The 18,656-nt window shown below is 53.9% G+C and carries 17 protein-coding genes and 1 tRNA gene; 9 read left to right on the top strand and 9 right to left on the bottom strand.

Going from position 1 to position 18,656, the window contains the following annotated elements:
- Window positions 1-109: 109 nt before the first annotated feature.
- The 7 genes from EY643_RS16825 to EY643_RS16800 form a co-directional block, all read right to left on the bottom strand.
- Complete coding sequence (locus tag EY643_RS16825) at window positions 110-3,154, bottom strand: efflux RND transporter permease subunit (RefSeq protein WP_153240327.1); 3,045 nt, start codon at window positions 3,152-3,154, stop codon at window positions 110-112.
- The gene (locus EY643_RS16820) at window positions 3,151-4,263 is read right to left on the bottom strand and encodes an efflux RND transporter periplasmic adaptor subunit (protein ID WP_153240326.1); all 1,113 of its coding nucleotides are present in this window, start codon (window positions 4,261-4,263) and stop codon (window positions 3,151-3,153) included. Before EY643_RS16820 ends, EY643_RS16825 begins: the two co-directional genes overlap by 4 nt.
- Window positions 4,260-4,841 carry a TetR/AcrR family transcriptional regulator gene (locus EY643_RS16815; RefSeq protein ID WP_153240325.1) on the bottom strand — a complete coding sequence of 194 codons (582 nt, stop codon included), beginning with the start codon at window positions 4,839-4,841 and terminating at the stop codon, window positions 4,260-4,262. Before EY643_RS16815 ends, EY643_RS16820 begins: the two co-directional genes overlap by 4 nt.
- A 161-nt stretch (window positions 4,842-5,002) precedes the next feature.
- Complete coding sequence (locus EY643_RS19920; RefSeq protein ID WP_205743092.1) at window positions 5,003-5,254, bottom strand: DUF4238 domain-containing protein; 252 nt, start codon at window positions 5,252-5,254, stop codon at window positions 5,003-5,005.
- 4 nt (window positions 5,255-5,258) lie between these two features.
- Complete coding sequence (locus EY643_RS19735; RefSeq protein ID WP_205743091.1) at window positions 5,259-5,564, bottom strand: hypothetical protein; 306 nt, start codon at window positions 5,562-5,564, stop codon at window positions 5,259-5,261.
- Between the two features lie 257 nt (window positions 5,565-5,821).
- A complete protein-coding gene (locus EY643_RS16805) occupies window positions 5,822-6,538 on the bottom strand; it encodes an NYN domain-containing protein (protein ID WP_153240323.1) in 717 nt (238 codons plus the stop codon).
- A gap of 182 nt (window positions 6,539-6,720) precedes the next feature.
- Window positions 6,721-7,344, bottom strand: a complete 624-nt coding sequence (locus EY643_RS16800; protein ID WP_153240322.1) for a tyrosine-type recombinase/integrase — start codon at window positions 7,342-7,344, stop codon at window positions 6,721-6,723.
- Between the two features lie 46 nt (window positions 7,345-7,390).
- Here EY643_RS16800 and EY643_RS19600 point away from each other — a divergent pair, with 46 nt between their 5' ends.
- From EY643_RS19600 to EY643_RS16785, 4 genes are all read left to right on the top strand, one after another.
- Window positions 7,391-7,840: a hypothetical protein gene (locus tag EY643_RS19600; RefSeq protein ID WP_170287439.1), complete on the top strand. Its 450-nt coding sequence runs from the start codon at window positions 7,391-7,393 to the stop codon at window positions 7,838-7,840.
- A gap of 421 nt (window positions 7,841-8,261) precedes the next feature.
- Window positions 8,262-8,642, top strand: a complete 381-nt coding sequence (locus EY643_RS16795) for a hypothetical protein (RefSeq protein WP_153240321.1) — start codon at window positions 8,262-8,264, stop codon at window positions 8,640-8,642.
- A gap of 114 nt (window positions 8,643-8,756) precedes the next feature.
- Complete coding sequence (locus EY643_RS16790; protein ID WP_153240320.1) at window positions 8,757-9,239, top strand: hypothetical protein; 483 nt, start codon at window positions 8,757-8,759, stop codon at window positions 9,237-9,239.
- 146 nt (window positions 9,240-9,385) lie between these two features.
- On the top strand, window positions 9,386-9,700 hold the full coding sequence (locus EY643_RS16785) for a hypothetical protein (RefSeq protein WP_084198625.1): 315 nt from the start codon (window positions 9,386-9,388) through the stop codon (window positions 9,698-9,700).
- Window positions 9,701-9,966: 266 nt separating this feature from the next.
- Here the strand turns inward: EY643_RS16785 and EY643_RS16780 are convergent.
- A tRNA-Arg gene (locus tag EY643_RS16780) sits at window positions 9,967-10,043 on the bottom strand.
- Window positions 10,044-10,153: 110 nt separating this feature from the next.
- Window positions 10,154-10,810, bottom strand: coding sequence for a sugar transferase (locus tag EY643_RS16775; protein ID WP_153240319.1), 657 nt, complete (start codon window positions 10,808-10,810; stop codon window positions 10,154-10,156).
- Between the two features lie 376 nt (window positions 10,811-11,186).
- Between EY643_RS16775 and EY643_RS16770 the strand changes: the two genes are divergently transcribed.
- The 5 genes from EY643_RS16770 to EY643_RS16750 all read left to right on the top strand — a co-directional run bounded on the left by EY643_RS16770 (window position 11,187) and on the right by EY643_RS16750 (window position 18,645).
- Window positions 11,187-12,068, top strand: a complete 882-nt coding sequence (locus EY643_RS16770) for a DUF6492 family protein (RefSeq protein WP_153240318.1) — start codon at window positions 11,187-11,189, stop codon at window positions 12,066-12,068.
- The gene (locus EY643_RS16765; RefSeq protein WP_153240317.1) at window positions 12,065-13,312 is read left to right on the top strand and encodes a glycosyltransferase; all 1,248 of its coding nucleotides are present in this window, start codon (window positions 12,065-12,067) and stop codon (window positions 13,310-13,312) included. The genes EY643_RS16770 and EY643_RS16765 overlap by 4 nt, the downstream gene beginning before the upstream one ends.
- Window positions 13,254-14,621, top strand: a complete 1,368-nt coding sequence (locus EY643_RS16760; protein WP_153240316.1) for a lipopolysaccharide biosynthesis protein — start codon at window positions 13,254-13,256, stop codon at window positions 14,619-14,621. The genes EY643_RS16765 and EY643_RS16760 overlap by 59 nt, the downstream gene beginning before the upstream one ends.
- Window positions 14,618-15,547 carry a sulfotransferase family protein gene (locus tag EY643_RS16755; protein WP_153240315.1) on the top strand — a complete coding sequence of 310 codons (930 nt, stop codon included), beginning with the start codon at window positions 14,618-14,620 and terminating at the stop codon, window positions 15,545-15,547. The genes EY643_RS16760 and EY643_RS16755 overlap by 4 nt, the downstream gene beginning before the upstream one ends.
- A gap of 182 nt (window positions 15,548-15,729) precedes the next feature.
- On the top strand, window positions 15,730-18,645 hold the full coding sequence (locus EY643_RS16750) for an SLBB domain-containing protein (protein ID WP_240732746.1): 2,916 nt from the start codon (window positions 15,730-15,732) through the stop codon (window positions 18,643-18,645).
- The last annotated feature ends 11 nt before the right edge of the window (window positions 18,646-18,656 follow it).

Genomic DNA, 18,656 nt, shown 5'->3' with positions numbered 1-18,656 from the left:
ATCAATCTTCGCCTTAAGGAGGATATCTCGGCAATAAAATCTGTCTATCGGAGATATATGCTTATCTTTTGTCCCGATAGTGATCAGTGAGTAGGGGGAGGGTGTTCACTTACTTTACCGCGAGCCAGCGTTCCAGCATGGAATAGGCCACCGGCACAACGATCAGGGTGAGTAGGGTGGAGGAGATCACGCCGCCGACCACAGCAACAGCCAGAGGGCCGTATTGGCCCGCACCTTCGCCAACACCAATGGCGGCTGGCAACATGGCCAGCACAATCGTCAGCGAAGTCATCATTACTGGTCGCATGCGGCGCGGGCAAGCCTGCGAGATGGCGGTCATGGTATCCATTCCTTCGGCCCGGTAGCGATTGATCAGATCTACCAACAGGATGGAATTTTTCGACACCAATCCCACCAGCAACACCATGCCGATCATGGAGTAGATATTGAGGGTGTGGCCCACCAGCCATAAGGCTATGATGCCACCGACAATGGCCAGCGGTTGTGCCAGCATAACCAGCACTGGTTGTAGGAAAGAGTTGAATTGGCTTGCCAGAACCATGTATACGAGAATCAGCCCCGTGGCAAAGACAAACAAAATGGCATTGGCAGATTTACCTAACTCCTGCGCTTGCCCGGCCAGCGCCACCTGATAGCCAGGAGGAAGTAACTCATCACCCAGTCCCTGGAAAATTTCAACGGCCTGGCCGAGGTCGACCGCAGGGGTTGAACTGAAGTTTGCGCCAAAATTTAGATCACGCCTTTCCACCGTGGCTGGCCCGAGAGACTCTTCTACCTGCACGACAGCGTCCAGTGGAATGAGCCCACCTTCTGGTCCTTGCAGGTAGACATTCTCAATATCTCGCTGGGCGCGCATGCCTTCCCGTTTGGCTGCCAGGCGTATGTCATAACGTTCACCGTCGCCGGGCAGCGCATTGTACTTGGCTATATCAGCACCGCCCGCCAGCACCCGCACAGTATCGCCAATTTGCTGGGTGCTGATCCCCAGTGCCTGGGCGCGATTGCGGTCAACGTCGAAGTAGAGCTGGGGGCGATCCAGTTTCAGCTCCATGCGAACATCACCCATGCGGGGATCATTCTTCAAACGCTGCATGAATTGTTCCGCCAGCTCTGCAACCCGGTATAAGTCTGGACCGGTGATATAGGCATTAAACGGCTCGCCACTATTTGCGCCAAACATCGGGTAGACATTGACATAGGCTTGTACACCTATCACGTCACCTGCCGCGGTGCGTACCTGCTGCATTATTGCCGATTGGGATCGCGACCTCTGCTCTTTGCCCAGTAGTATCACATTGAGCTGAGCTTCGTTTACCTCTGACCCTTGGCCGGAACCCACGGTGCTGAGTACGCGAGTCACTTCAGGTATATCATTGAGAATCATCTCCATATCGCCGATCTTTTGCTCAATATAGTCAATTGACGATCCCAAGGGTGCCTTGAGCGTAAGGCTGAAACGGGACTCGTCATCCTCCGGGAAAAACTCACTTCCCAGCTGGCCCATAAACCAACCGGTAGAGGCCACCAGCAAAGCTGTGGCTGCCAACACTGTAATTCTGTGCTTCAGAGAAAAAGCGAGTAGACGACTGTAGGCCTTATCCATCTGCTGGTGCAGGCGGCTTATCCATTTCACGATAGCGCGTGACTCAACGTCACTGTGACTCAGAAATCGCGCGCACAGTGCCGGGGTCAGGCTGAGGGAAACAAACAGCGAGGTAATTACACCCCCTGAGACCACCACCGCAAAGGAACGCATAAATATGCCTACCATACCTTCCATGAAAATAACGGTGGCGAAAATGCAGACAAGGGTAAGTGAAGCAGCCAGGACTGCAAAGACAACTTCTCTCGTGCCGTTCGTCGCCGCGCGAATACGGTCGGTATCGCCAGCTTCAAGATGACGATGAATATTTTCCAGCACCACGATGGCATCATCCACTACCACACCTATCAGCAGTAACAATCCACTGAGGGTCATGATGTTGAATGTGTAGCCGCCAAAAAACATAACGACGACGGCCCCGGCAAGGGATACGGGAATGGCGGCGGTAATAATCAGTGTGGCGGGCAAATTCAACAGGAACAGCCATACCACGAAAGCTGCCAATAAAGTTCCTTCCACTATATGGTTTTTCAAGGCATTGGCGGTTCCTGAAATAATGCTGGATTCGTCTTTGGCCACTAACAACTCTACTCCATCCGGTAGAGCGGGCACGATTACTTCATCCAGGCGCCGCTTCAACTCGTCTACAATTTTAACTGTGTTGGCGTTACTCACTTTACGAACTGCGATTGCCAGCACATCGTCACCGTTAAAACGTGCCAGGCCACGCTTGTCGTCGAGACCATCACTTATGTCGGCTATATCCCCGAGCGTGACCGGCACCTGCTCGCGCCAGACTACGACCAGCTGCGCAAGCTCGGCGGTGCTGTGAAACTCAAGATCCAGATGCAGCATCTTTTCCTGCATATCTCCCACCAGATAGCCGCCCGGTAGTTGAATGTGTTCCCGTGAAAAAGCGGCTATCACCTGCTGGGCGGAAATGCCCAGTGAGGACAGACGTTGTAGATCCAGATCGACCCTGATTTTGCGTTCACGCCCGCCGCCCACGGAAACTCCGCCGACGCCGTTGATATTTTCCAGCTGGCGCTTTATCCGCGTTCTCGCTAATTGGTTTAGTTCGCTCAACGGCCTATCACCCTTGAGCACTAGCCAGACGATCGGAGCGGCATTCAGATCCATTTTTACCACTATCGGAGTCTCCACCTCGCGCGGCAAATCATTGATTACCTGGTTTATTTTGGCTTGTACCTCATTGAAGGCTACGTCCGTATTTTTGCTGAAGATAAACTGGACCCAAACCTGAGAAACCCCCGGACTTGATGTCGATTCAATATTTTCAATACCGGCAATGGAATTTACTGCGGACTCAATGACTGAGCTGACACTGGCATCCATAACTTCTGGGCTGGCGCCGGAATTTATTGTAGTGATGGCAATCATGGGTGGCTCTACATTGGGCAGTCGATCCAGTCCGACACCGCTCAAGCCGATGAAACCAAATAGCAGCAGCGCTGCACTGAGCATATAAGCCAGTACTCGGCGCTGAATGAATAGAGCGACAAAGTTCAAAGCGCTTCCTCCTCGAGCGCAGCGCCTGTGGCTCTCTGTTCTTCTGGCGAGACTTCCACCGCACTTCCCTGGCTAATTAGCGCAGCACCCTCGGTAATAATTATGTCGTGCTCTGTCACTCCGCTGACAAGTTCGACCCAGTCTTCTTCCCGCCAACCTAATTCGACCGGTAGCGTCGCAGCCACGCCGTTCGACACTCTGAAAACCACATCCTTTCCACCGCGGTTGCTTAGCGCTGTGATGGGCACTGTCAGGGCCCTGGGGCGCTCTTCCACTACAAGGGTTGCATCAACACTGGCGCCGGGCAGCCAGCCCCCTGGGTTGTCGAACTCAACGGTGATCTCTACGGCACGGTTGTGCATTTTTATCTGTGGATTAATGGCAGTTACTTCGCCGATAGCAATGACATCAGGGGCGGCAGGCGTGGTCAGTTGTACCTCTTTTCCCAGTGCTATCTGTGATGCGTCGTGCTCAGGAAATGCAATCCGCGCTCGCAGACGGTCAATACTAAGCAGGTCAAACAAGGGCTGCCCGCTGGTGACAAAGTCTCCCGGAGATACATGCCGACGAGCCACCAGGCCTGCAATTGGCGATATCACTTCGGTTTTGGATTGTAGGTATAGCGCTTGCTCCCACTGCTTACGTGCGACATCCCGTTGCGCGCGCAATATTTCCTGTTGTGCCTGCTCATCTTCAAGATTGTCGCGGGATACCGACTGGGATTCACTCAGCTTTTCCAGGCGTTTTACTTCCTTGCCCTGGTTGTCTAGCAATACCTCTGCCCGGCGCAATTCCGCCTCGGCTTTTGAGGTTTCAATTGAGTGCAGGGTATTGTCCAGTGCTACCAGCTGTTGACCGACAGTAACGCCGTCACCTTCCCTGACACTGATGCGCTGTACCTGGCCCGCTGTTTCAGCCGAGACTGTGGGATCATAGATGCTTTCCACGTTTCCCAACGCGGTGAGTACGTATTGGATATCGCGCTGCTCCGGTAATTTCGCCTTCACTCGCACCAGTCGTGCATCATTTGTTTTCTCAATCTGCGAACCAGAATCGCTACAGGCCACGATGAATATACAACTCAACAAGACCGCAAGACGTCTGTTCATGCTCCGCGTACTCCGTATAACAACAGCTTTGTTATGTGCTCAGACAGTGTGTCTAGTTCTTGATGATCGGGTTCGCTACCCGGCATGAAAGGACTGATCTTGCGTGCCTCCACGTGATGACAGACCAGGCCAGCAACAGATAGCAGTAGCAGGTTAAGGTCGAACCTCGGTGCCAGCTTATTGAGTAGCCCTCCCACGCTGTCCAACAAGCCACCAAATACGTTCTCGGCCAGAGTCGCCAGGCGCTCCTCGTTACCTTCAAGCAGTTCACGAAAGTAGAGCTGCCGGAATTGCTCATCTTCCTCAGCCAGCCTAACCAACCGAAAAATAAGCTCCCTCAGGCATTGCTCCGGGTCCTTTATCTGATCAAGCCCTTCGAGAGCTGCGCCGGTTTTCTCTTTCAACTGTAGGGATAGCACCGATAAATAAAGCGCTTCCTTATTTGGAAAGTGGTGGTAGATAGCCGCCTGGGTGGTGCCAGTGGCGGTGGCGATACTGCGCATTGATGTGCCGGAGTAGCCTTTTTCCGCGAACTGCTGTGCGGCGACCTCGAGCATGCGGGAACTGGTAGATGACATAGATAGCAAGCCTGTTGAACGTTCGTTAAGTAATATAATGGCAACCAGGATGAAGGTCAATCTGGCTAAATAGAGAGAGGAGGGTACCTGCTGGGGGCATGTAATTCTGACGCACCACGTGGCCTGCCTTCCAGACGAGGCTGCGTTTGGCTTACGCTGTGCTATCCGTGTGTCCGGTTCGACACGGTGTAGTTGAGCCTGAAGACCAACCTGCGAGCAATAATATGCAGCCACGCATTCGGGTACCTTTCTCTTCCTACCCGGTACACGTCGTAGTTATAGAGAACGATACAGTTTCTGGGGTCAAGTGGCAGAAAGAGAAGTAGCCCTTTGCTCATCGTCCCGGACACACCAGTTACTTTCTCATTTCGCATTAGAAGGTTGAAGGTAGCGACAGGATTGTCTGAGGTCACAAATTCATCGTTTGTAGTATTCTCCAAACATACATGTCTGACTATCTGATTCCACCAATAATCTATTTTCAGTAATAGAGAGGCGTGTTGAGTAACATGGTAAAGTTTCGAGGTCGAATTGGCCTTCCGGAACATGCTCGGATATGAAGTTCCTTGTCTCCTCAACGTCGAGTACCCACTCCCCGATAAGTGCATCAGATTCAATCTGTAGCTTTTTCCAGCCGACTCCTAAACCTGCACTAAATGCAAGACCCAGAGCTACGATCAAAACCAATCCAACTGATAGCGTCTTATATGGACCTATTTTCAATAACCACTCCCCACTCATTTCCAAAATGAACAGTTCTTTTCACATAATCTAGCATTGGGTTAGGCACCTGTTACTTCAGCTCTATATTCACCGAGGTACATCCACAGCTGTCGCCCGATGAAATATGTGGCCAACTATCATCAGCGGAACAGAGTTCGTCCAGAAATACAGAATCTCTGGGCGACTTCATTGGGGCCAAAAGCGGACGCACGTTAACGCCGAGGCACCGAGTGCGGAGAAATCCTTGACTGGACTTACTATGTTGTTTTCTTTCGCCGTACATATTTAACCAGATAGGAGTTACCTGAGCCTCGCTTTAACTCAAACAGGTCTATGGCCTTAACTAGAGTACTCAAGTTTTTGTAACCGTAGTTTCTAGTATCGAAAGAGGTCTTGTTGGATATATGTGAACCGACAGGACCTAGGGCCGCCCAACCGTTCTCATCCTCCGTCGCTTCAATTGCCTGGCGCAATAGATTTATTAGCTTCGTGTCGGATTTGATGCTTTTCGTTTTCGTGGTCTTTGTCTCGCCACTTTTTGATTCCTGATCAAGGAACAAAAACTTGGAGCACGCATTAACAAATGGTGCTGGGGCTTTTCTCTCACCAAAACCGAGAACTACCTTACCCTCAGCTAATGCACGAGTGACCATTGGGGTGAAGTCACAATCAGAAGAGACGAAGCACATTACGTCAATATTCTTTGTATACATTACATCCATCGCATCAATCACGAGTGCGATATCTGATGCATTCTTGCCTTTTGAAAGATCATACTGTTGTACAGGTTGGATAGCGTACTCATGCAATAGATCTTCCCAGCCCTTGATCGATGATTTTTTCCAATTCCCATACGCCTTTCTTATTGTTACGACACCGTACTTCGCAACCTCACTAAGAACATCTTCAAACTTGCTAGCAGGCGCGTTGTCTGCATCAATGAACAGTGCAATCTTCTGTTTGGTTTCATCCATCTAAGCAGGCCTCTCTGTCGCTTGCGTAAAAGGTGGGGTCGGTGAAAGAGTCAGTGTGCATCGAAAATCCTTTTCAATGTGAAGGGCAGCTTTGTGGACGAAAGCGGACTCTAGAGACAAAAATATCACAGATGTATGCTGTTCGTCCCAGCTGTAAGCTGGTGACGCTGATCAATTAATAGTCAAATCTCTGTTTGCTCAGACAGCTCCAGTGCATCCTCCATGTCCACTCCAAGGTAACGGATCGTGCTCTCAAGCTTGGTGTGACCAAGTAGCAGCTGGATCGCTCTCAAGTTCCCCGTCCGCTTATAGATCATCGATGGCTTGGTGCGCCGCAGTGAATGAGTACCGTATTCCTTTGTATCTAGTCCCGCAGAGCGAAACCAGTTGTCAGTTAGCCGAGCATACTGCCTTATTGAGATATGTGACCCAGCGTTGTTGCGGCTTGGAAAGAGATAGTCACAATCTCTGAGTTGCTTCTCTCGAATCCAACTCGTCAGACTATCCCTGGTTGAGGGAGTTATCTCGAACTGAACCGGCCTTTGCGTTTTGCGCTGCATGACAGTGGCCCTGCTGGCTACCTTACCCCCTTGCGCTATATCGCCTACAAGTAGTCCTACCAGGTCACAGCCTCGAAGCTTGCTATCTAGAGCCAGGTTGAACATGGCTAAATTACGAGTGCTCCGAGCGATCTTAAGACGGATTCGTATCTCCCAGATATCCCGCAACTTCAGGGGCCTCTTCTGGCCGATGATTAGGCCCCGATTCCATGCTGTACGCTTAGAGGTTGATTCATTTATGGCCATTTCCAGGACCCCGCTATTTGATTGTGGGAGTCTTTAGGATAGGCTGTTGCCAACGTCCGCTTTCGTCCACAAAGCTGCCCTTCACATTGAAAAGGATTTTCGATGCATTACGAGCTTTTCCATATACCTAGCTGTTATGAATCTGGCCATGCGGCATAGCTATGCATTAGTTTGCCACTTGCCATTACTTGGTATTTTGGTCAGCAGCCCTGCCTTATCCTGCGGCGATGTGGCTGGTTCTTTTGAAGGGAAGGTCATAAAGGAGAGGGTTCTATGCATGTCCGGTGGCGGATGCGTGCAAGAAATTTCGGTAGAGACTGGTAGAGGCGCATTAACGCTAACAAACAGCGAGAGACCTTGGGTTGAAGCAGGTGACGACGTTGAAGTGCTCAAGTTAAGAGGGGCCGATTTCACTGTACACAGCCGTCGTATTCGTACTGGTGAATCACAGTCCTATTTCTACAAACTGGCTCGCTACTGTGAAGCCTCACAATAAGTCAAGGCAGCAATGGTGTTTCGCGCAGGGACAGCTTTACAGTGGCCCCCGCTTGAGGCGCTTTTGGACAGCATCTAATGGCCCCTGACCAGAATACTTTTGGAATGACATGAACTACCTCTGTCCAAGTTGCAATAATCCAATCTCCCAGTGGGTGCTCATCAAAAAGCACGTTCAGTGCGCTGGCTGTGGGGGCCGAGTAAAGGTTGCTGACTCCATTGGAATGGCTATGGTACCTCCAGTGTTTCTCGCCGGTGGTCTTTCCTACTTCACTGGCAATTATTATATTTCGGGTGCTATCGTTCTGATTATGTCGGTGCTTGCATTTGTGGTGGGTGCTAACAACTTGAAGGCTGTTGATTAGTGTCCGGTTTTGGTCCCATAGCTCACCATCGATAACAAGTTGTAAAGGACGATTCCATTGAAATACATGTTAGTGGCAGCATTCTTCGCATTTTGGGCATGGTATGAAATATGGTCGCGCTCCAAGCTCAAAAGAACAAAAGCGAACGCTGGGGCAGAGTTAGAGGCGTTCTACGCATCACTAAAAGGTGAATTAGGCGAATACCAGCTCTACGTGCTAAATGATGTGGGGCGGCCGTTTGAAATATCGGCTGAGGAACTCGAGAGACAAATCATAGAAACCTGTGAGTATCATCAAATTGGGATGCCATTCAGCTTCATCCGGCCGGCACAATACTGCATAAAGGTCGATGAAGAATCGAAACAGATATATGCCGCGACATACGTTGCTGACTTCGATATTGGTAAAAACGAGCTCAAAAGAGATATAGCCCGCTAGTTGAAACAGTATTTCGCCTTTGAAGTGTTGTGAGCGGCAGCTCCTGGCCCCTTAGCTGCCATTGAATTTAAGGGCTCTGACCCCTTAAATTGATAGGCATTAGGAGATCATGGATTGAAAGAAGATCGATACAAGTGGATAGCACAAGTTCTCGCCGGACTAAGCGTAGCCTTGTCCCTGCTGTTCGTTGCTTATGAACTAAAGCAATCCCGGGACATCGCTGAGGCGGAGCTCACGCTAAGTCTTTATACACTCGAGCACGACTCTATTACCGATGAAATTGATTGGAAGTACTACCACGAAGCAGTTGCCAAGCGTAGAGACGGCGAAGAACTGAATGAACGAGAAAAGTATGCGCTTCGCAGGTATTACGGGAGGGACTACGGGCTCGTGAAGAGTGCGTATGTGCTTGAATCCAATGGCCTGTTACTCGAAGGCGAGTGGGATTACTGGCTTGCAGTATTGGACTGGCAGTGGGACGATCCTGAATTTAGAAGAACTCACTTGCCCACCGAGTTTAATAAGTCCGGAAACTATTCTGACTTCGAGACAGAGCTGATTAAATCTTACGAGAAATGGCAAGCGGAAAATAACTAGTCTGATTGCTTGCAAATGCCAGGCTAGGGCAAGGACGCAGAATCAGTAAGCGTTGGTTGGTGTGATGGTTATGATTTCATCTGTAGTCCAATGACAGCTAATGGCCCCAAAGCTGCCCTCGGCAATAGACTAACCTTCTGGAATTCATGATTTCTGCTGTCGTTGACGTTCTCTTGTTTTGCATCATCGCCTATGGTCTTTTTCAATGGTGCCTGGTCTTCTATCACATGGTTGCTCTCACTAAGCATTACAAAGACGATATTGATCCATGGAGCTGGCGTACAGGCTTCAATCCATTCAATGGGTTAGTCTTATTCGGTTGGCTGAAGCCAGAAGGGAGGATACATGCGAAGAAGTGCTGGTTTGCGATTGGAAAATTCGTTCTTATAGTTAGTGTTCCTTTGCTGTTAGCCCTACTCTTGAGAGCATTGACCGGTATTGATCTGTTGGAAATGGCGTAATTCTAATGCCCGCTCTTGGCCCCAAAGCGGACATCTAAAATAGCCCGATTCGCCCGTCGATACCGTCCCTGACGGGGTGATAGTGGACATCTGGCATTGAGACCCAAATGTTTCTGGTGCGCGCTAGAAGAGGTGATTTATAGCGGTGACGCTCTGTGCCAGTGAGAAATGCGCGACACAGTAAGTCATTTGGACTTAACTTGGACTTAAACTAAGAGAAGGGCAGGTTGTGCTTGCCGGGCTGGGTTGTAACGCATTGATTTATATGGCCCGCCCGAGAGGATTCGAACCTCTGACCTCTGCCTCCGGAGGGCAGCGCTCTATCCAGCTGAGCTACGGGCGGAAAACAGGCTGAAATTGCAGGGTGGCGATGATACCCGTCCGGCATTGAATAGTCTACGGGCGCATGCAGCGACGGGCAGATCAATCAGTGGTAGCTGGCCTGCTGCATTTTCAATAGGCGCCTCGGGCGAACAGCACCGCGGGCACAGTGCGCAGCAATATCTGCAGGTCAACTGACAGTGACCGAACCTCGGCGTAGTGCAGGTCCAGTTTTACCTGTTCGGGAAAAGGTAAATCGCTGCGTCCAGATACCTGCCAGAAACAGGTGATGCCGGGCTTCACCTGGAGACGCTGTTTCTCGTAGGCCGTGTACTGATTGTATTCCGAGGGCACCGGGGGGCGTGGGCCCACCAGGGACATGTCTCCGTTGAGCACGTTCCAGAGTTGGGGGAGTTCGTCGATCGATGCCTTGCGCAGGAAGCCCCCAACGCGAGTTACTCTGGGATCTTGTTTCATCTTGAACAGTACGCCCCCTGTCATTTCATTTACATCCATCAGTTCTGCTTTCCGTGACTCTGCATCGACATGCATAGAGCGGAATTTCCAACAGCGAAAGAGGCGGCCGTTTTTACCCACCCTTGTTTGCGAGAACAGTGCGGAGCCCGGAGAGTCCAGCCTGATGATGACAAGGGTGGCTAGTAACACCGGGCTGAGCAGCAGCAGACCAAGAGTTGCCGCGAATACATCGAGGCTGCGTTTGAAAAGTTGGTAGCTCGCGAGCCGGGGGTTGTGTGATGACGAGATTGTTGCGATAGCGATGTTTGACATGGTTCTGATCTCCAGTTGGTGAACCTCAAGGCGGTTCTTGGAGGACTACATCGCAATCGTTGTGCCAAACATGTAAGTCACTGATATACATATAAAATTACAATTATTGTGTGAATTCTTCAGGTGTTGGCAGGCGATATGGAGCGTTATGAATTGCGTTTTGCGAATCTATCCGCGAATGCGATCACTCAAACCGGTGTCTGGACCCTTTGATCGCTTGTGGTCGCACAATAGCTATCAGTAAGTGTCTGTTTTATCTGAATAAAATATTTTCTACTCATCTTTCAAGGCATCTGGCACGCGGCCTGCACAGACAAGGGCAGGTTGCACATTTTGGCGCCGGATATGGGCCGCTAAACACTATGAGGAACACCACATGCAGAACAGCCTTGAAATAATTACCTGCTCTTATGGGCCGGACCTGGACCGCTGCCGGAGACTCTGCGAATCCATCGATCGTCATGTGTCCGGGGATATCCGTCATGCCTTGGTCGTGCCGGCCCGTGACTACAAGGACTTCATCAGCCTGGCGAACGAGCGTCGCAGTGTGCGTGTAGTGGAGGAGGTTCTGCCATCGGGCTATCGTCAACTGCCCTGGTCGGATCGTTGGTGGGTGGACAACCGAGGTTGGCCGGTGCGGGGCTGGATGATGCAGCAACTTGCCAAGTTGAGTGCTGACAAGGTAACCGAGGCGGAACTCATTCTGTTCGCCGACTCGGATCTGGTGTTTGTTCGAGACTTCGATATCGCTCTTGTCTACAGCGAAGACTTGCTGCGCTTGCGCCGCGAGCCGGGTTCTGCACCGTCCAGGGATCACATTGCCTGGCACTGTCGCAGCGCTGAATTGCTCGGCCTTGCGCCGGGTTACGGCGGCAGCGACTACGTCGGGCAACTCGTTACCTGGCGGCGCAGCCAACTGGTTGCGATGAAGGCACATATTGAACAGTTGGGCGGGCGTCCCTGGCATAGGTTGTTCGCGCGCAGTCTGCGCTGTTCGGAGTACACCTTGTATGGCATGTACGTGGAGCATGTCGCGCGCGAGCGGCACGGTCATTTTTATGAGCCCGGCGAGCTCTGTCACTGTTGTTGGTTTTCCGAAGATGTGGAATCACTTGCCAGTCAGCAGTCACGCATTGCAGATGGCTCAATTGCCTTGTTGTTGCAGTCAAATATCGGGCTTAGCGCCGCGCGAGAAAATGCCATAGTGAAAAGTGCGAGAGCGCAGTTAGCTCTGGGTGAGGGAGGTCTTGCAGCATGAAAAAGTCCTTGTTGTTCATCACGCCTGAGCTTCCCTACCCCTTGCAGAGTGGTGGCAAGGTTAAGACCTTCCGGTTGCTGGCCTCACTGGCAGAGCGCTACGAGATTACGCTTGTTTGCCCACTAAAGCTTGAGGACTCTAAGCATCTGGAGGCCTTCCACGCAGTCTCGCCCTGCAGTAAGCATCTGCATGAAGCGGTGAATGTGCCACGCTCGGCGAAAAATTTGCTGCTCAGTTATTTGCGCCGCTGGCCCCTGAATGTGCAGCGGTCATTCAGTGCGGCGCTTCAACAGCGGGTAGCAGAAATTGTTGAGAGCTACGATCTCGCTGTTCTCGATCACTATGAAATCTATCCTTATATCCCAGCGAACACCTCGGTCCCTGTGGTTTATCACGCTCACAACGCCTACTACCGGCTCTGGCAGCGCTATGCCGAACTGCCGGGCAATCCAATCTTGCGGTTGGCTGCGGCCATGGAGTCTTACCGTGTGCGCCGTTGTGAAACGCGGGTCGCACGTTGCGCGCAGCTGACGTTCGCAGCGCCAAATGATGCGGCTGAACTCATTGCTGGTGGTGTGGACGAGCGTCTTATTCGCGATACCTATCACCTCGGCGACGACAGTCAGCTTGCGCTGCCCGAGCTGCGTTGGGGAAGTACAGGGAAGCGCCTGATGTATGTCGGCTTTCTGGGCTGGGAGGCCAATGCTGAGGGTTTGTTGTGGTTTATTGCCAGCGTCTGGCCTTTGTTGGCGCGGCGTCATCCAGACCTGACTTTCGAGATTGTGGGTAAGGGAGCGGACGAGCGTCTGCTGGCGGCGGTCAAAGATGTGCCGCGAATCAAGCTGCTGGGTTTTGTGGAAAACCTGGAGGATGTCTATAGCCGCAGTCGTGTCTCCGTGGCTCCTTTGCGGTTTGGCTCGGGAATGAAGGTCAAGGTACTGGATGCTATGGCCCGCGGGATGCCCACTGTTACAACGGCCGTCGGCGCCGAGGGTATTGCCATAACCCGGGGCGAACAGCTTGCGGTTGCCGACAGCCCGGAGGATTTTGCCGCGGCTGTGGATCTTCTTCTGACCGATCAATCATCATGGGAACAGATGAGTGTTGCCGCTCGGCGGCTGATATCCGATCGCTATACCTGGGACAGCCTGTTTGCGGCCATGCATTGCGCGCTGGGGAGTTTGTTTGAGCGCCCTCGACACAGCGAGCAGCTTGTCGCTTACCGGGGGCTGCATGCGCGCTGAGACCTGGGCGAGCACTCTACCTGTCTCTCGCGCGCGGTTGGCGGCGCTTGTCGTGCCCGTGCAATTGGCGAGTGGCCGGGCGGTGGCGGTGGGCTTGCAGTTTCTGGCACAGCTGGCTGTGAGTGCGGTGGCGGGCCCGGCTGGTCTGGGAGTGCTGCAGTTGTTTCAGTCCTGGGTGGTGATCGCGGGAGAGTTGCTTGCTCAGGGGTATCCCGCCAGCGCCATGCGCATGACGGCAGTGCGTTTTTCCCAGGGAGACAAGCGCGGAATCACGACAGACTGGCATGCGGCTACCCGGCGTATCGGATTCTTGTGGTTGATACTGTTACTACTTCTCGCCGGATTCGCGCCTGTGCTCGTGGCTCAGCGTTTTGTGCTCGCCGGTGCAGACTTGATGGCGTTGGCTGTCGCTGTGGCGATTGCGGCGCCCCTGTTTGCCTTGCAGCGTGTCGCCTCAGAGATGCTCAAGGCCTGTGCTGCACCAGCGCTGGCGGTTGCGCTAGAGAGCATAACGCCACCCGCGCTGATACTTCTGTTCTGTGGTTTTTGTAGTGTCTTCGGAGTTCCGTTTTCGCCAATTGCAGCAGGCCTGGCCGGTCTGCTGGTGGCCTTGTTGGCGGTATGCCGGATGTTGGTATCTCGAATCACACAGCCACCACTTGCCTCATCAAGCGAAAATTTGCGGTTACCTGGGCGCAGTGATCGCCGTGCGCTCTGGGCAGGGGGATTGTTTGCTGCCCTTTCTCTGCAGTTGCCCTTTGTCGTGCTGCCGTGGTTCGTAGATACGCCAGCGATCGGTTTGTATGCCGTGGCCTATAAGCTGGTATCGATCGTTACGCTGTTGCTGCTACTTCAGGCGGCAGTGTTTGGCCCTGCCTTCGCCCGCTCGGCGGCAGCCGGAGATGGCGGCGCACTTGAGGGCCTCCTCTGGAAGACCCAGAAGCTATCCTGTGTGATTTTCTTGCCGGGTGCTGCATTTCTCTGGCTCAGCTCTAGCATCTGGGCGTCAGTGTTTGGATTGCCCGGTGAAGATTTTGTTGCGGTGCTACTGCTGCTGCTGGGTGGTCAGTGTATTAATGCGGCTACGGGCCTGTCGGGCGTCCTGTTGAACATGACGGGAGCAGCGCGGCGGGAGTTGCGCGCGCAGGTTGTGGCAATGGCGTTGACTTTGCTGCTGGCCTGGCCGGTGGCTGAAGGCTGGGGTCTTGTCGGTCTGGCTTTCCTCTTCAGTGCCGGTTTGGCGCTCAAAAATTTGCTCTCATACATGGCCGCTTTGCGGCACATTCGGTCACAGGAGTTTATCTCATGAAGCCACTGGATTTTTTGATTATCGGTGCACAGAAATGTGCAACCACGACACTCTTTGAGCTACTCCGGCAGCACCCGGATATCCGCATGCCGCTGGAGAAGGAGGTTCCATTCTTTACTGCGCCCGTTGTCGATGCGCAGGGCTGGCGCGAATTTGCCCGCGCGCAGTTCGGTACCAGTGAGGGAAAGCTCTGGGGCAAGGCTACGCCGCAGTATATGTGTGACCCTGAGGCTGCTTCGCGCATAGCCACGCTTATGCCCAGCGTGAAACTGATCGCAATCCTGCGCGACCCGGCACAACGTACCTGGTCGCACTACCAGATGGACAGGCGTCGCAATACGGAGCAGCGCGAATTCTCCGAGGTGTTGGACGGCCTGCTCGATAGCGCGACCCTGGAGCGCAGTCGCAGTTTGCCAGTGCCTGACCACGGCGAGGGGTATGAGCCAGAATCGGAGTTCTATGTCGCCTGGAGCGAATATGGGCGAATCCTGCAACGCTACCGGGCACATTTCCCGGCCGAGCAGCTGTTGGTGATCTATACCGAAGATCTGCAGTCTGCACCGAGGGAAACACTGGATCGTGTGCTGAGTTTCATCGGCTTGCCGCAGGGGTTCGAGCCTCGAGGCCTCGGCGAGGTCGTGCACCGGGGCGGCTCGCGTAGTCGCATTCCTCACGGTGTGCGCGTCTGGCTGCGGCGGCAGCGTATGGTCGCAGCACTTTGGGAGCGTATGCCTGATCCTCTTCGGGGCCGCTGGCGCTTCCTGTACGAGCGCTGGAACGTGCGTGCCGGACCAGCACAGGGCGAGGCCGATGCGTTGGCTGCCAATCTCGAGCGGCTGCGCGCCCACTATGCGCGTGACCTCGCTCTCCTCGATGAGCTACCGCTGCCCGCTCCGCCCTGGCGCCAGTCTTATGGGGCTGGTTGAGCAAAAAGTCTCGCGAATTGCGAAAAATGCGTTTCTCACTACGCGTTGCAAATTGCGAAAACCATAGTTCAAAAAACAGTTCGGTATCTTAACTAGCTGAAAAATATAGATAAATAAGCATTGGCATGGCTGGCATTGCGCTTGCAATAGTTCTGGCGTTATCCGTTTTCTGGTAAAGACCAATGCACAAGGCTATTTCGAGAACGTTCTCCTGTATGTCCAGGTTGTTGCCCTGGGTCGCACTGTTTTTGCCTTTAAGTGCGGCGGCCGCTTCTGATCGTTACATTCCCTACATAGAGCCGTTGCACGTGGCTCAGCAGCGCACCTATGTGGCGGCTGCACCCCAGGGAGACGATGCGTCGCTAGAGGAAGCGAGCCCTGAGGTGGTTATGCCGATCGCCGGCCTGACCGTGGGGCTATCTTCGGAAGTATCGCGCGTGGAGCAGGTCGCAGAAGACAGGGCAGGGCCTCTCAGTCTGGCAGAAACGCAACAGCAGCAGGCGGGAGAGGGCCAGCTCAAGCAGTTTGGCTACGACATTTTCAACCGGGCCCCGAGTACCTTTGCGCCAGTGGACGGTATCCCTGTGCCGCCGAATTATCGCGTTGGCCCAGGTGATAATCTCATCGTCCAGCTCTATGGCAAGCGGAATGTTGAGTACAAGCTACTGGTGACTCGCGACGGCAATATTCTTGTGCCGGAGTATGGCCCCATCAAGGTGTCAGGCATGACCTTCGACGAAGTTGAAGCCATGATCACCGAGGGGTTCGAGCGCAGGGTGATCGGCGCTCGCGCTGTCGTGACCATGGGGCGCTTGCGCAGTATCCAGCTGCGCCTGGCCGGAGACGTAGTGCAGCCAGGCGTGTACACCATAGGCGGCTTGTCGACACTGGTTGATGCACTGTTGTCTACAGGTGGTGTTCGCGAGACAGGGTCTCTGCGGCGCATTCAGTTACTGCGCAATGGGCAGCGTATTGCCACTCTCGATTTATACGATCTTTTGTTGCGTGGCGGCAGCGGGACGGAGCATTACCTGCGGCACAACGACACCATCTTTGTTCCTCCGCTAGGTGAGGTTGTCTACGTCACCGGAGATGTGCAGCGCCCGGGCATTTATGAGCTGTTGGGGGAGACCACTATCGGCCAGGTGCTGGCCATGGCGGGGGGGCTCCTGCCAACGGCATCGTTGGAAGACTCACACATAGAGCGCATACAGCCGCAGGGCTATCGCACTCTGGTGGACTTTTCTGCGGCTGGTGGCGATCAGGCGATTCGAGCCAAGGCTGTGCGCAACGGCGATTTCCTGAGAGTGCTGCCCTTGGAGGATCAGTTGGAGTCGGTGGTGCTGCTGTCCGGCCACGTCGATCGTCCGGGCGGTTACCAGTATCGCGATGCCATGCGCTTCAGTGATCTTATTGGCAGCGCTGAGGCTCTCTTGCCCGGGGCGGATATGGCGTTCTACCTGATTCGTCGTGAAAACCCGGTATCGCTGCGCAGCGAGGTCCTCTACGGCGACCTGACTGCTGCGCTGGAGCAACCCGGCGGTTCCGCAGATCTGACACTGGCTCCGCGTGACCAGGTCTTTATCTTTGACCTTTCCGAGGTGCGTGAAAATACGCTGGCGGATATTGTTGAACAGTTGCGCGTCCAGGCGACGGAATCGCGCCCGGCCGCTGTAGTGAGTGTTCGCGGTGCGCTGCGCCAACCCGGAAATCTGCCGCTGCAGGTGGGTGCTCGGCTGCTTGATGTGGTCGCTCTCGGTGGCGGCTTGCTCCCTCGGATTGACATGCATTACGGCATTTATGTGCGTACCCGCTCTCCAGGCCGCTATGTGGAGGCCCATGCCTTCAGCCTGGCGGCTGCACGGGAAAATCCACTGGGCAGCGAAAATCCGGTGATCGAGCCCGGTGACCGGGTGTACTTCTTTAGTGAGCAGCAGGCGCGGTCAGAACTGTTGGCTGAAGATATCAGCTTGCTCCGTGAGCAGGCACTGTACGGTGCTCCGGAGTCGATCGTTACCGTACTGGGTGAAGCGCGCCTGCCTGGTACTTACCCTATGGTGCCGGATATGCGTGCCAGTGACTTGCTTTGTGGTGCCGGCGGCCTGGCACGCAAGGCCTGGGGCGTAACAGCAGAGTTGTCGCGCATCGGTGCCGACAATACTGGCAGTGGCATCACCACGCACACTGCGCTGGACAGCGTTGAGTTATTGGCGATTTGTGATCTCAAGCGGCGCAGTGAGCGCGGCGAAATCAGTCGCGAGCAATACCTGGCCGCGTACACGGCGGAAGTGAGTAACCCGCGCCTACAGCCCCTGGATCAACTCGCCTTCAGTGAGAAGCCCGGTTGGGTCGAGCAGGCAACTGTTGTACTGAGTGGCGAAGTTCAGCGCCCCGGTACCTATGCGATCGACAGACATGAAAGTCTCTGTAGTGTGCTGCAGCGCGCCGGTGGTCTGACGGTTGACGCCTATGCCTATGGCGCTTACTTCACTCGCAATTCCGTCCGGGAAATGCAGCAGGAAACTATCGATGAGTTGCATGGCCAGCTGGACGACCTGATGGTTGAGTTGTCGCTTTCCCACTCTTTCAACAACGATGGTAAGTCGGCGCCGGAGTGGGCGGGCAAACAGGATTATCTCAAGGCCATTCGGCAGTTGGAGAAGGCGGAGGCTAACGGCCGCATGGTGGTCGATATGGATAAGGTGCAGCGCTGCCGCAGCCGCGACGAGCTGGCACTGGAAGACGGTGACGCACTGGTCGTTCCGCGCGTGCCTGACTATGTGCAGGTGGCGGGGCAGGTATATGTACCGACTTCACATCTCTACAGCGACGACCGCAACATCAAAGACTACGTGGAGCTGAGCGGTGGCAGCACGGTGTTGGGAAAACTCGATCACGCCTATGTCATTCAGGCCAACGGTGAGGTGCTTAACCTCAAGGGCGGTCGCAACTCCTCGCGAATGGCGCGCAAGTCAGTGATGCCTGGCGCAAGAATTTACGTCCCCTTGAATGTAGATCGCATGAATGGCACAGAGCGCGCCCAGACCTGGGTTCAGACGCTGGTTAACTCGGCCATTCTTGCCGGTATCGTGCTGTGAGGAATTCAGCG

The sequence above is a fragment of the Halioglobus maricola genome, from assembly GCF_009388985.1.
Taxonomy (GTDB): Bacteria; Pseudomonadota; Gammaproteobacteria; order Pseudomonadales; family Halieaceae; genus Halioglobus; species Halioglobus maricola.
The sequence above is the reverse complement of the archived record's forward strand: the minus strand, read 5'-3'. Positions and strand labels throughout refer to the sequence as shown.